Below are 14188 nucleotides of genomic sequence, written 5' to 3'. Positions count from 1 at the left end.
GTCTCTGTATTCAACATCTACCTGGCTATATTGTTTTGAATTGGATACCGGCCTCTCCCATTTGCAATACACTGTTAGTTTTTAGCTGATCATTATCTTTAAACAGGCTATCTAAAGCAATTACTTTCTGAGGCTTTCGGGCGATAATGCCTTCTATTATCTGTGGCGTGGCTTTTTTAAGCAACAATACCAATTCATTATTATTAATTATAAAGTAATCGTTGCAGTCCTCTATCTTGCTGTTTAGGCTTTTGCCGCTTTTAAGCAAAAACTCATAGACCATGCTTTCAATGGTTGCATGCTCGGCTATAGGGTCCACAAAAAGCTTCATTTGCTCAACCAGTGCCCTTGCATCTTTACCCGGATTGCTTTGCCACTGCTTAAAATTGCTATCCGCAAGTTTGAGCACCTTAAAGCCCAGATCTGGCTTAGGCAATTCAGTTTTCTCCGATCGCAGTTCTGCATTTTGCTGCGAGGCGTCAATTTCGATCTGTATTTTCCGGCCCGCTCTCCGTATACGTTCTTTACTTATGTCGGCAATGGTTTTATAACCAGCCTTAAAGGCTTCACTTTTTTCATCGCATAGCTCGGGCAGTTGCACGCAAATATATTTTCGGTTGTTACCGTCTTCCTTATTAAGCTCCATTACGGCCTGGGCAGTAGTACCAGATCCTGCAAAGAAATCCAGGATGAGATCATGAGCGTTTGAGCCATTAGAAATAATTTTTTTTATGAGACTAACAGGCTTTGAATAATCGAATACCTTTTCATCAAATAGCTTATCGAGATCTTTTCTTGAGTTATCATTTGAATATACGTTTTCAATAAACTCCAAAGTGGAAGTTGATTTTGCCCGCTCAATTATGTCAACAAAATAACCTTTGCTGTTTTTCCCTATCGTAGCATTTTGATAGGTTTTGGTATATATTCTTTTGCCTTTTACGCTCTCTTTTACAACCACAAATCCATTTTCCAATCCGAATTGAAATAAATCTTTTGACCAACGCCAACAAAAATCACTTGAAGGATTTCTTTTTTTCCTCTCAATCATTTCCAGGTTACTTACTCCTCCTGGCCGAAAAATGAAGTTCTCCAATTCAATCTCATAATCTAACGAGGGAGAATACTGAATGGATCCATAGTCTAATGTCTGGCTTAATTTGTATTTTCCTCTTTCTTCTTCATACTCATCGCTATACTTATATCCATCATCAGAGAACGTATTTTTATTAATTGCTACATTATCGGATTTGCTAAAGCAGATAACATAATCCGTATTTTTTGCTATTAAATCAGTTGTCTTTCCCGCTTTTTTGGTGATTCTCGGAAACTCTGCTACAAAATGCTCCTCTCCAAAAATCTCGTTCATCAATAGCCGCAGATTGTGTACCTCATTATCATCAATAGAAACAAAAATTAACCCATCCTGGCGTAACAGGTTTTTGGCCAGAAAAAGACGGGGCATCATCATGCTTAACCAATTGCTGTGATACTGACCATTTTCTTTGCTGTTTTTTCTAAACAGCCCATCTCTGGTCATGTAGCCTTCTTCATCTTTATCGCCTACTCGTTCCTGATATTCCTTTAAGGTTTCAGCAAATTTGTCGGGATATATAAAGCTATCGTTGCCAGTATTATAGGGCGGGTCTATATAAATCAATTTAACCTTGCCAAAATAGCTTTTTTGCAATGTCTTAAGCACTTCTAAATTTTCCCCTTCTATAAAAATGTTTTCTGTTTTATCAAAGTCAATACTTTCCGCCTTTGCTGGTACGAGGGTTTTGCTGGTTGGACTTTGTAACACCTTAAAGGCCTCAGCTTTACCAGCCCAGTTTAATACATAACGCTCGTTTTCGAAGTTTATGGCCTCGCCCAGCGTAGCTTTCAACTTTTCCCAGTCTAGTTTGTCTTCAGCAAACACTTCAGGCAATAGTTTTTGTAATGCCTTCAGTTTTTCTTGTTGAGGTGTAAGGCTTAGTCCGTTCATATTGTATAATAGAAATTGTTCGATTTATTTTAATAAAGTTGTACTGAATTTGTCGCTGTACTTTCTGGCTTAAAATGCCGGTAAACCTTTTAGCACCTCATGTGAATCAACCCGATTTGTCTTTTGGAGGCGCCAATCGCCCCCAACATCTGCATCTGCGAATTTTGCTGCTCTATGAAGTTCTGTTAATGAGGTGGTGGTTATTAATACCCAAAATTAGAAATAGTATTCTAAATAATATTTCACATAAATGTAACTTTAATTTGCATTTTAGTGGAAAAATAAAGATATAATTATTAAGAGCATGAGATACAACAAAACCGGGATAATTAATGCTTCATTAAATACGCTAACACCATGTATAAGCTGCTCTACATTTAAGAAAGTAAAGGCTTTATTAAAACATCCACCGTAGACGCTGGCAAGAAATTGAGGAGTTTAGACATTAGGGATATCCCAAAATATCTTTTCTGCAAAAATTGAACAAGGCAGTTTACTGTAAAGAAGGGACGTGATAACAAACACTTACTGATCGCATGCAAAAGTATTTTGACTGAAATCAACAACTTAATATCGCAGCGGAATAACAGCTTATCTTTTGCAGAGAAAATTACTCCATGTGTGCCATCCTGAAGAAGCTGTTATAGCAATAAAAAGGGGAGAGCATTGCTGCTCTCCCCTTCTGTGGAGATGGCGGGAATCGAACCCGCGTCCAAACATATTCGCCGAAAGCTTTCTACATGCTTATTTACGCATTGTTTTGTCGGGATCTGGCAGGGGCGTAACGAACCAACCATTTCCTTATCCGTTGTAGCTTCAGCATCCACTCACAGAAACCATGAATGCCTATCCCTATGGGTTTATGATTCGGCGGCGGAAGTCGCATAAGGCAACAACTTCGGGCGGCTATAATGGGTGTCTAATTCTAAATTAGGCAGCCATGGCGTAGTTAGATTCGCCAATTAGAGTTTGAATATTCAGATTATCGTGCTAATTATCCAACGCACGGCATGCTTACACTTTCAAAGATCTATGCTGTCAAAACCAGGCATCCCCGGTAAAATAGTTTACAAAGATAAACTAAAAAACTGGCATTTGAAACGTTACACGTCTCAAATGCCAGTAATATTTTTAGAAGAACTTACTCAGCAGGTTTCTCCATACATCCAGTCCGTTCGCGAATAACAACAAACTGAACAGGATCAGCATCCCCACAATCTGTGCATACTCCAGGAACTTCTCACTGGGTTTACGGCCTGTAATGATCTCATACAGGAGGAAGAGTACGTGGCCGCCATCGAGCGCCGGAATAGGCAGGATATTCATGAATGCCAGGATAATAGACAGGAACGCTGTCATCTCCCAGAACATTCTCCAGTCCCACGCATCAGGGAACAGGTTACCGATGGTCATAAAACCACCGAGCGACTCGCTCACCTTCACTTCTTTGGATACAAAGATCAACCGCAGCTGTTGCACATATTTCACCAGCTTGTCAACACTTTTGTGGAAACCGGCGGGAATGGCCTGGAAGAAAGTATAGGTTTTTGTTTTGTATTCAAACAGATCTTTCGGGTATACACCGAATTCTCCTTTCTCGTTCAGGTGGGCAGACAGGTTCAGCGTATCGTTGTTACGGATCACGCTTACAATCACATCCTCACTCTTATGTTTTTTGATCTCTTTCGCAAAGTCGTTGAAGTAAGGAACCGAGATGCCATTGATGGCTACCAGCTGGTCACCTTTCTTTACTCCTACTGCGGCGGCGGCACTACCCGGACGGGTACTGTCGGCCACATAAGGCAAACGGGGCAACGCAAAAGGTGCTTTCTGTTTCAGCAACTGACGGATAAAACCATCCGGAACCGGCAGGTCAAGGGTTTTACCATCACGTTCTACCTGGATACTTTTGGCCTCATGCAGGATCACCTGGCCGGGGATTTCATCAAATCCTTCTACCTGTTTGTGATCGATGGTGAGGATCTTATCGCCGTCCTGCATACCAATGCTGCGGGCCAGGGAATCGGTTACCACACCATATTTTGCAGCAGCAGTAGGGAGATAGGTTTCGCCCCAGTACCATAACATCATCGCATAAATGAAGAACGCAAGGATAATATTTACCGTCACACCGCCGATCATAATGATCAGCCGCTGCCACGCCGGCTTTGCCCGGAACTCCCATGGCTGCGGAGGTTTGGCCAGTTGCTCTTTATCCATACTCTCATCTATCATCCCGGATATCTTTACATATCCTCCCAACGGTAGCCAGCCGACGCCATATTCTGTTTCCCCTTTCTTGATCTTGAAAAGAGAAAACCATGGATCAAAGAACAAATAGAATTTTTCCACCCTGGTTTTGAACAGTTTGGCCGGGATAAAATGGCCTAACTCATGCAATACTACCAAAATAGAGAGCGACAGTAATAACTGCCCGGCTTTCACCAATATTACCTCTGTAGTCATTTAGTTGTTTCTGCTTTAATCTGCCTAATATATCAGTTTTAATACATATTCCGGCAAAACTCTTTGTTAATTTTTTACGGACAGTTTATATAACGATAGAATTGATAAGGGATGCAGCGTGTTCACGTGCAGCATTATCGCACTCATAATAATCGTGCAATGTCGGGGTTTCAATAAACGGTATTTTACCCAGTGTTTCTTCAATAACTTCCGTCATCTGCAGGAAACCGATCCTGTTTTTCAGGAACGCATTCACTACTTCTTCATTGGCCGCATTCATTACGCACGCTGCGTTTCCGCCTTTCTGCATCGCTTCAATGGCGATAGCCAGGTTGCGGAACGTTTTGGTATCCGGCTGTTCAAAAGTCAGCGACGGATAGTTGCGGAAGGAAAATCGGGGGAAGTCGTTGGCCAGTCTGTCCGGATAACCCAGTGCATACTGGATCGGCAGTTTCATATCCGGTAAGCCCATCTGAGCTTTGAGGGAACCATCCACAAACTGCACCATGGAGTGAATGATAGATTGCGCATGAATAACCACTTCGATATTCTCGGGCGCCAGGCCAAACAGCCAGCGTGCTTCGATCATTTCGAGGCCTTTGTTCATCAGCGTGGCAGAGTCGATGGTGATCTTTGCACCCATGCTCCAGTTAGGATGCTGCAGGGCATGGTCTTTCTTTACATTGATCAGGAAATTGGGCTTCTTTCCGAGGAAAGGTCCGCCGGAGGCGGTCAGTATTACTTTTTCCACCTTGCTGAAAGGTTCTCCCAGCAAGCATTGGAAGATAGCAGAATGCTCAGAATCCACCGGGATAATGGGTACATTCTTTCTTCGGGCGGTGGCCATTACAATATCACCGGCTACCACCAGGGTTTCCTTGTTGGCCAATGCCACCGGAGTGCCCTGTTCTATGGCAGATAAAGTAGGTGCGAGACCGGCAAATCCCATGATAGCCGCCAGCATCATATCGATCGAACTCCAGGCAGCTACTTCCACCATGGCTTTCGGACCGGCAAATACTTTAATGCCTTTATCAAATAATACGTCTTTTACCTGTTTGTACTTTGCTTCACTGCCTATCACAACCGCGTTGGGCTTGAATTTCAGCGCCTGCTCTATCAGCAGGTCCGCATTCTGTTGAGCGGTCAATACTTCTACACTAAATCTGTCGGGATGCGCAGCGATCACCTCCAGGGCCTGTATGCCAATAGATCCGGTGGACCCGAAAATGGCAATCTTTCGTTTATTCATTACGGTGATTTACTTTTTTACAGTTAACAAAAAATGAAGAATCAGCCGCCGGTAAATAGCCAGACAGCTGTTCAGCTTCAGAATCGCCGGTTATTTCTGTAAATACGCTGCCAGTTCATCTGCCAGCTTTCTGTCGTTACTCAATCGAGGTACTTTGTTCTGACCTCCCAGTTTTCCAATCGCTTTCATATAATCGATAAAGCCCTGTTTACGTACAGTCCTTATCTTCAGGGGTTGCAAAATATTACCGGTCAGCAGATCATCATAATAAATATTCTTCTGACGCATGTACAGATCCACTTTCTTCGAAAAGGCGGCCATATCTGCCGGCATCTGTTCAAACTCCACAAACCATTCATGATAAGGCAGTTCACCACTGGTTTGTACCATCGGGGCTACCGTAAATTCTGTGATCTGCACATTTTCTTCTGCTGCCGCCTTCATCAGGCTATGCTCCACTTCCTCTCCGATCACATGTTCTCCAAATGCCGAGATAAAGTGCTTGATACGGCCTGTTACCAGCAACCGGTAAGGGTTGGTAGACACAAACTTAACCGTATCACCGAGGTTATACCCCCATAATCCGGCGTTGTTGTTGATAACCATGGCGTAATTTACACCGGTTTGCACATCTTTGAGCGACAGCCGTGTAGGATTTTCATTGAAAATTTCCTGGGCGGGTATAAATTCATAGAAGATGCCTGAATTGGTGTTCAAAAGTAAACCCTCTTTGTCCTGCGAATCCTGGAAGGCAAAAAACCCTTCGGAAGCAGGGAAAGTCTCTACGGTATGGATCGGCGATCCGATGGCGGCCATGAGTTTGGCGCGGTAAGGTTCAAAATTCACCCCGCCGTACACCATCACATCAAAGTTTTTAAATATTTCTTTTATCCGCTTGCCATTGCTGCGCTCCATCAGGCGGTCGAAGTACATCTGTACCCAGGGCGGTATTCCGCTGATCAGGGTCATGTCCTGGTTAATCGTTTCTTCCACAATGCGGTCCAGCTTGGTTTCCCAGTCGTCGATACAGTTCGTTTCGTAAGATGGCAACTGATTGGTACGCAGGTAGCGGGGAATATGGTGATTTACAATGCCGCTGAGACGGCCGGTAGGAATTCCACCTACTCTTTCCAATTCAGGGGATCCTGATAAAAAGATCATTTTACCATCTGCAAAGGCGGTATTACCTGTTTCTCCCATATAATTCAAGAGCGCATTACGGGCGGTATCTATATGATTGTTGACAGATTCCTTTGAAATGGGTATATATTTAACACCGCTGGTGGTGCCGGAAGTTTTGGCCAGGTAAATGGGCTGTCCTTTCCACAGCACATTCTGCTTTCCTTCCTTTATTTTCTCTACATATGGCTTAAACTGCTCATAATCCCGTAAGGGAACAGCCTGCTTAAATTCTTCGTGGGTTTGTACCGCACTAAACTTATGATCTGTCCCGAATTCCGTCTTTCTGCCTGTCTTTAAGAGCTCCTGCAGGATAGCATCCTGATCTTCCACCGCCCTTAACATTTCCTTCTTTATCCTGTTATGAACGATAGAAGCAAATGGTTTGGCCAGCAGTGATTTAAACTTCATGCCTGTTATTTTATGATTGAGAGACTAAAGTTGAGCATATCTATTTATCTGAAAATTTAATCCTGACCGGTTTTCAAAGGGTTTTTCCGGCAACCGGACACTAAACAGGCAAATAAATAAATGTTCTCATCTTATCTGTTTTTATTCGCGTAAACGACAAAAGTATACAAATTTGCGTTGGTTTGCACAGCAAGATAGCTGTTTTTAAATGATCCGGAAATAGCATAAAGATGTGGATATAACTGCCCACAGGCTAAAGTATAATTTGTTAAAATAATTTAAAATTCAAGAAAGTATGTATCTTTGAAAAGATTAAGCTTTTGTCGGTCCTTCACATGTGTTTATACATTGTGATTTAAAAAAGACCGAAAAACTTTGTCTATTATAAAACAAAAGGTTACTTTTGCGGAAATTATATTTTGGATAATTATGTTTGCAGTTGTAAAAATCGCAGGTCAGCAATTTAAAGTACAAAAAGACCAGGAAATTTTTGTACAGCAGTTACAAGGAAATATTGGAGACAAGGTGGAGTTTTCCGATGTACTGTTAACAGATAATGCTGGTACGCTGTCCGTAGGCACTGATGTAAAATCAGTAGTAAAAGCAGAGATTCTGGCTCATGTTCAGGGTGACAAAGTCATCGCTTTCAAGATGAAGAGAAGAAAAGGCTTCAGAAAGAAAGTTGGTCACAGAACCCACTTTACAAGAATCAAAATCAATGAAATAGCTTAATTCGTATTAAGCTAACTTATTATTAGACAAGTTTAAAGTTATTATACAATGGCACATAAAAAAGGTGAAGGTAGTGTAAAGAACGGCCGTGACTCCCACAGCAAAAGGCTGGGTGTTAAAATCTTCGGTGGTCAACCAGCAATCTCCGGCAACATCATCGTTCGCCAGAGAGGTACTGTTTACCATCCCGGTCAAAACGTAGGCGTTGGTAAAGATTTTACCATTTTCGCAGTAACTGACGGTGTAGTTGAATTCAGAAAAGGTCGCGAAAACAAAACTTACGTTTCTGTTAAAGCATTTGATACCACTGCTCAGGCGGAAGCCTAATCAGTGTTAGCCATAAAGTTTTTTTTAATACCCAATTTTTTTACTAACCCAAATTCAAAAAACAATGGCAACAATTAAAAAAGCGGCTGCTAAGAAAGCTGCACCTAAAAAGAAAGCTGCTGCTCCTAAGAAAGCTGCTGCAAAAAAAGCTGCTCCTAAAAAAGCTGCCGCTAAGAAAGCTGCTCCTAAAAAGAAAGCTGCTGCTAAGAAAGCTGCTCCTAAAAAAGCTGCTGCTAAGAAAGCTGCTCCTAAAAAGGCTGCTGCTAAGAAAGCTGCTCCTAAGAAAGCTGCTGCTAAGAAAGCCGCTCCTAAGAAAGCTGCTGCTAAGAAAGCCGCTCCTAAGAAAGCTGCTGCTAAGAAAGCTGCTCCTAAGAAAGCTGCTGCTAAGAAAGCCGCTCCTAAGAAAGCTGCTGCTAAGAAAGCCGCTCCTAAGAAAGCTGCTGCTAAGAAAGCCGCTCCTGCGAAGAAACCTGTTGCTAAGAAGAAAGCTGCTCCTAAAAAAGCACCTGCTGCTGCACCAACAGTTCCTCCAACTCCGGCTAACTAAGATCGGAATTACAAAATGTAGTTATAAGGATCCCGGCATTTATGCCGGGATCTTTTTTTGTACCCCCTCTCACCCATCACCTCCGCATTATTTTCCCCCTAACTCCGTATTTTTACGGCATGGATAATTATGCAATCTCAGATAACTTCTCCCTCCTGTCCAAACTGATGGACATCCACGGAGAAAATAGCTTCAAAGCCAAATCCTTCGCCTCCGCAGCCTTCACCATCGAAAAGCTGCCCACTCCCTTAAAAGATACCCCCCGCGAAGAAATATTCCGGATCAAAGGGATCGGCGAATCTACCGGGAAAAGTATCCTCGAAATGCTCGATACCCAACAATTCCCACTCCTGAACCACTACCTGGAAATTACGCCCGCAGGTATCCTTGAGATCATGAAGATCAAAGGTCTGGGACCCAAGAAAATAGCTACCATCTGGAAAGAACTGGAAATAGAATCCATGGGCGAACTCCTTTACGCCTGCAACGAAAACCGCCTGATGCTCCTCAAAGGTTTCGGCGCCAAAACCCAGGAAAGCGTACGCCAGAACATCGAATTCTATCTCTCCAACAGGCACCGCTTCCTCTTCGCAGAAGTAGCTGCCACCGGGCAACAACTGGAAAAACAACTCCAGCAACTCCTGGCGCCCATACCCGTTTCCCTCACCGGAGCGTTTCGCCGCCACAGCATTATCATCGATGAAATTGAACTCCTCATTGCTGCTCCCGTAGCTATCGTACAACAACAACTGGCTACACTGCCCGGATTCTCCCTCACCACCACCAACGATACCAACCTCGTATGGCAACTGGAAGAGAAACTGAAAATAATTACACACAGTTGCGAACCTGCACAGTTCCACGCCACCTTATTCAATACCACCGGCTCGACGGCTTTCATTGACCAGTTTCATGCCGCCGGAGGCGCTGCGTTTATTTCTGGCGCTACATCTGAAGAGGCCATCTTCACCGCCGCCGGAATGGACTTTATTCCCCCGTTCCTACGGGAAGGCGCCAACGAAATTTCACTCGCCCGCCAGCATCAACTGCCGGAAGTGATCGTTTCTTCCGATATCAAAGGCATTATCCACTCCCATAGCAACTGGAGCGATGGCGAATCTTCCCTGGAAGAAATGGCCACCGCCGCCAAAGCTCAGGGCTTCGAATATCTCGTGATCAGCGATCACTCCCGCTCCGCATTTTATGCCAATGGCCTTCATATCGAAAGAATACTGGCACAACATGCCGAGATTGATGCACTCAATATAAAACTGGCGCCATTCCGCATTTTTAAGAGCATAGAATCCGATATCCTCAATGATGGCGCACTGGACTATCCGGATGAAATCCTGGCGAAATTTGACCTCGTAATTGCCTCTGTGCATTCGAATCTCAAGATGACAGAAGAAAAAGCAATGGCCCGCTTAATCAAAGCCATCGAAAATCCATATACGACCATCCTCGGACACATGACCGGCCGCCTGCTCCTTAGCCGCAATGGTTATCCCGTGGATCATAAAGCTATCATCGATGCCTGTGCTGCCAATAATGTGGTGATAGAACTCAATGCCCATCCCCGCCGGCTGGATATCGACTGGACCTGGCTGCACTACGCGCTGGAGAAAAACGTGCTGATCTCCATCGACCCGGATGCCCACAGCATCCACGGATTCCAGGATATTCAATACGGCACCCTCGCCGCACAGAAAGGTGGCATCACGAAAGCAAACAATCTTAGCAGTTACACTGTTGACATGCTGAATAATTATCTGCTACAGCGTAAACAACAAAAAAATATCCCTTCATGATGCTACTGGCACTGGCCGTGGCCCCCGGTTTCGCTATTTGTCTCTTCATTTACCTGATCGACAAATACGACCGTGAACCCACCAGCCTGTTGATAAAAAGTTTCCTGCTGGGCATGGTCTGCGTGGCCCTCCCTCTCGTGGTGCAAGGCCTCGCCGTAACATTGGGACTCCGGGAAAATAATGGCACCCTGCTTGGTACCGCCGCTTTTGCCTATGGCGTGGTTGGTATCTCGGAAGAAACTGCCAAATTCCTGGTCCTCCTGCTGTTTGCCTATCCCAAAAAAGCATTCAACGAACCGCTCGACGGGATCGTATATGCTGTCATGATCGGGATGGGATTCGCTACCCTTGAAAATATTGCCTACGTTGCCAAATACGGCGTGGGTACCGGCATTGCCCGCATGTTCCTGTCTGTACCCGCCCATGGCGCCTTTGCAGTACTGATGGGCTACTATGCCGGCCTGGCTAAATTTGTTCCCCATAAAAGCAACAACCTCCTGTTCAGAGGCCTGCTGATCGCTGTTTTCTTCCACGGTACCTTCGATTTCTTCCTGTTCCTCGGTAATAACATCTTCCTCATGGGAGCCTCTGTGATTACCCTGTTCTTTGCAGTGAGACTATCCATCAGGGCTATACGTAAAGACAGCGCCCTCTCCAAAAAACTGTATGAACAGCATTTTTTTGAACAGGAAAACCAGTAACCTTTCTATATTTCCGGCAGTCAGCTTTTAATTACCTTTGGGTAACAACACCTAAAAGCTGACTGCTATGAGATTCATCTATATTTACGATCCGCTCTGCGGCTGGTGCTACGGCTTTACACCCGTTATTCAGCAACTGCAGCAACGGAGCAACGGGAACATGGAATTCAGCGTCCTCTCCGGTGGCATGATCACCGGCGATAACCGTCATCCCTTTTCCACCATGGCTGCCTATATCCAGCGGGAACATACCAATGTGGAAAACATGACCGGCGTAAAATTCGGCGAAGCTTTCCTGGAGAAACTACTCCCCTCCGCAGACATCATGGACTCTGAAAAGCCCAGCGTGGCCCTCACTGTATTCAAGGAATACCAGCCGGAAAACGCCATCACCTTTGCACATGATATGCAGGTGGCGCTCAATTATCATGGCCAGAGCCTCAACCACGACAGTACTTATCGCGCGCTCATCAAAAAATTCAGTTTGCCGGAAGATGAATTCATCAGCCGCCTGCACGATGAACATTACCGCTACGAAACCCAGCAGGAATTCCAGCTGGTGCAAAACTGGGGCATCACCGGGTTTCCGGCCGCGATACTGGATACCGGCAAACAACTCTATCTCTGCGCCAGGGGATTTACCACCCTCGACAGACTGGAAGAAACCATCGAAAATATACTACGGGAAAATAACAGCTTATAATATGAACTATCAGATCAAAGCCGCAACAGTAAAGGATATCCCTGTTATACAGGAACTGACGGACAGAATATGGAGACCCACTTACCAGTCTATTCTGACACCCGATCAGATAGTTTACATGCTGGATATGATGTACAGCACCGCTTCGCTGGAAAAGCAAATCACGGAACTGCAACACCAGTTTATCATTCTGCAGGATGACGATAAACCCATCGGGTTTGCCGCCTACAGTGCTACTGATACCGGCGGCATCTTTAAATTACATAAGATCTACCTGGATGGCAGCTACCAGGGAAAAGGCGTAGGCAAATTCCTCCTGCTGCAGGTGGCGGAACAGGTGAAAGAACGTGGCGCCAACATCCTGGAACTGGACGTGAACCGCTTTAATAAGGCAAAGCAGTTTTACGAAAAACAGGGATTCAGTGTGTATAAAGAAAAGCAGACGGATATTGGACAGGGTTACATTATGGACGACTATGTGATGCGTAAACCATTATAAAAAAAAAGCCCGGTAAGGAGATACCAGGCTGTTCCCAAGTTAACCATTAAAAGACACAACTCTTTTTTAAAATTTAAATGTTATACCCTTATGTACGATAATGCTTAGCACGCGGATTTTAGCAAACATAAAAAAGCAGCATCTTTTATATCATAATATAAAAGATGCTGCTTTTAAGTTTATTAATCTTTACAGCGATTTCAGAAACAGTACCAGGTTATCCCGTTCGGAAGCACTCAGCTTCACAAAAGCGGCCTTACTTTCTGCCGCTTCGCCTCCGTGCCACAAAATGGCCTCCGGAAGGCTCCGGGCTCGTCCATCATGCAGATAGTAAGGAATCCCATTCGTTTTCTCAAACAAACCGATCCCCCACAGCGCTGGCGTTTTCCACTCGCTGCCGCTGGCCAGGAAGTCGGGCCGGCCATCTGCCAGCGCATCTCCCATATCATGCAGCAGTAAGTCGGTATAGGGATGAATACGCTGATTGCTCAATGCTTTAAAGCGTACATCCGTTCCCGTTTGCACGGTAGGAATATGGCAACTGGCACATCCCGTCTGCGTAAACAGCACCTCTCCTTGTTTTACCTGGGGATCTGTGGTATTCCTGCGCGCAGGCACTGATAACGTTTTGATATAGAATACCGTGGCATCCAGGATGGTATCTTCCAGCTGCGGATCTGCTGCACGACCTTCATTCTGCGACTGGCCAAAAGCACTTTCCTGTGGAAATATCCTGCTGGTCACGCCCATATCCTGCTGATAGGCTGCTGCCACCTGGGTGAGCAACGTAGCCGTATTGGCTTTCATACCATAACGGCCCAGCATCTTTTTGCCGGAAGCCACATCATATACATAGTTCGGGCGGCCGCTGATGCCCCGGTTATCACTGGCCTGCTGTGCGGCAAAACCGGTAATGGTACTTTCAGGAATCATGTCCAGTAAACCCAACCCGAAAAACGGCGGCGCCATACGCGCACTGATCATCACGTTGCCTGGCAACGGCAGGTAAGGATTGGTCAGCTGGTACACCGGTTTATGCATCATCGTGGTATTACCATCAGGATAGATAAACGCCTGGTCGGTATAGCTGATGTTCACCTTTGCTTCCGGCTGACGGCCAAAGATCGCCAGATCCTGCAGCTGCAGACCGAAACCCGGTACCGCTACAGGACCACCGTTAGCATCGGCGCCCGGTATGCTAAGACGCACCAGCATGGAAGAAGTATTCAAACCGGTAGTGGGATTCCCCTTTCCATCGTTGTGGTGACAACTCTTACAACTTACATTATTATAAATCGGCCCCAGCCCACTGTTTACAGGAGCCGGCGCCGTTACAAAAGTCTGGTCCGACTGGTCATCCCCTACATCATGTACATGCTGATCATGCTCATTCAGGCCGGGAATAGAATGACTGAAAGCCTTACTGGTAGCATCAAAAAAAGTGGCTTCTCCCCCGCTCAGTCTCGGATCATACTCACTTTCATCAAATGTTCCCGGTTTTTTGCACATCATCAGGAACACCGGAGATGCCAGTATCAAAGCCACCGCGTATATCTTTCTAAGTTGCATGGAAGCG

12 protein-coding genes and 1 other RNA gene are annotated in these 14188 nt (G+C 45.0%); 7 read left to right on the top strand and 6 right to left on the bottom strand.

What is annotated here, in order from left to right; translation table 11 throughout:
- Positions 1 to 25: 25 nt before the first annotated feature.
- The 5 genes from BMW79_RS10580 to BMW79_RS10560 all read right to left on the bottom strand — a co-directional run bounded on the left by BMW79_RS10580 (position 26) and on the right by BMW79_RS10560 (position 7295).
- The gene (locus BMW79_RS10580) at positions 26 to 1987 is read right to left on the bottom strand and encodes a site-specific DNA-methyltransferase (protein WP_089894271.1); all 1962 of its coding nucleotides are present in this window, start codon (positions 1985 to 1987) and stop codon (positions 26 to 28) included.
- Positions 1988 to 2669: 682 nt separating this feature from the next.
- Positions 2670 to 3043: a transfer-messenger RNA gene (gene ssrA, locus BMW79_RS10575) on the bottom strand.
- A 75-nt stretch (positions 3044 to 3118) separates the two neighbouring features.
- Positions 3119 to 4453 (bottom strand): RIP metalloprotease RseP, encoded by a 1335-nt coding sequence (gene rseP, locus BMW79_RS10570; RefSeq protein WP_089894269.1) that lies wholly within the window; start codon positions 4451 to 4453, stop codon positions 3119 to 3121.
- An 85-nt stretch (positions 4454 to 4538) separates the two neighbouring features.
- Positions 4539 to 5705: a 1-deoxy-D-xylulose-5-phosphate reductoisomerase gene (locus BMW79_RS10565; protein WP_089894266.1), complete on the bottom strand. Its 1167-nt coding sequence runs from the start codon at positions 5703 to 5705 to the stop codon at positions 4539 to 4541.
- A 90-nt stretch (positions 5706 to 5795) separates the two neighbouring features.
- Positions 5796 to 7295, bottom strand: coding sequence for a GH3 auxin-responsive promoter family protein (locus BMW79_RS10560; protein ID WP_089894264.1), 1500 nt, complete (start codon positions 7293 to 7295; stop codon positions 5796 to 5798).
- Positions 7296 to 7724: 429 nt separating this feature from the next.
- Between BMW79_RS10560 and rplU the strand changes: the two genes are divergently transcribed.
- From rplU to BMW79_RS10525, 7 genes are all read left to right on the top strand, one after another.
- The gene (rplU, locus tag BMW79_RS10555) at positions 7725 to 8027 is read left to right on the top strand and encodes a 50S ribosomal protein L21 (protein ID WP_089896858.1); all 303 of its coding nucleotides are present in this window, start codon (positions 7725 to 7727) and stop codon (positions 8025 to 8027) included.
- A 48-nt stretch (positions 8028 to 8075) separates the two neighbouring features.
- The gene (gene rpmA / locus BMW79_RS10550) at positions 8076 to 8354 is read left to right on the top strand and encodes a 50S ribosomal protein L27 (protein WP_089894261.1); all 279 of its coding nucleotides are present in this window, start codon (positions 8076 to 8078) and stop codon (positions 8352 to 8354) included.
- Between the two features lie 64 nt (positions 8355 to 8418).
- Positions 8419 to 8901, top strand: coding sequence for a histone H1-like repetitive region-containing protein (locus tag BMW79_RS10545; protein ID WP_089894259.1), 483 nt, complete (start codon positions 8419 to 8421; stop codon positions 8899 to 8901).
- A 119-nt stretch (positions 8902 to 9020) separates the two neighbouring features.
- Positions 9021 to 10709: a DNA polymerase/3'-5' exonuclease PolX gene (locus BMW79_RS10540; RefSeq protein ID WP_089896857.1), complete on the top strand. Its 1689-nt coding sequence runs from the start codon at positions 9021 to 9023 to the stop codon at positions 10707 to 10709.
- Positions 10706 to 11410 carry a PrsW family intramembrane metalloprotease gene (locus BMW79_RS10535; protein ID WP_089894255.1) on the top strand — a complete coding sequence of 235 codons (705 nt, stop codon included), beginning with the start codon at positions 10706 to 10708 and terminating at the stop codon, positions 11408 to 11410. Before BMW79_RS10540 ends, BMW79_RS10535 begins: the two co-directional genes overlap by 4 nt.
- Before the next feature lie 67 nt (positions 11411 to 11477).
- Positions 11478 to 12113 (top strand): DsbA family protein, encoded by a 636-nt coding sequence (locus tag BMW79_RS10530; RefSeq protein ID WP_089894252.1) that lies wholly within the window; start codon positions 11478 to 11480, stop codon positions 12111 to 12113.
- 1 nt (position 12114) lies between these two features.
- Positions 12115 to 12612, top strand: coding sequence for a GNAT family N-acetyltransferase (locus tag BMW79_RS10525; RefSeq protein WP_089894248.1), 498 nt, complete (start codon positions 12115 to 12117; stop codon positions 12610 to 12612).
- A 189-nt stretch (positions 12613 to 12801) separates the two neighbouring features.
- On the opposite strand, the gene BMW79_RS10520 is transcribed toward BMW79_RS10525, so the two are convergent.
- The gene (locus BMW79_RS10520) at positions 12802 to 14181 is read right to left on the bottom strand and encodes a di-heme oxidoreductase family protein (RefSeq protein WP_089894245.1); all 1380 of its coding nucleotides are present in this window, start codon (positions 14179 to 14181) and stop codon (positions 12802 to 12804) included.
- Between the last annotated feature and the right edge of the window lie 7 nt (positions 14182 to 14188).

Origin of the sequence: Chitinophaga arvensicola, assembly GCF_900110835.1 — a bacterium.
GTDB classification, from domain to species: Bacteria; Bacteroidota; Bacteroidia; order Chitinophagales; family Chitinophagaceae; genus Chitinophaga; species Chitinophaga arvensicola.
Note: the sequence above shows the minus strand (reverse complement) of the source record. Positions and strands in the feature narration are given on the sequence as shown.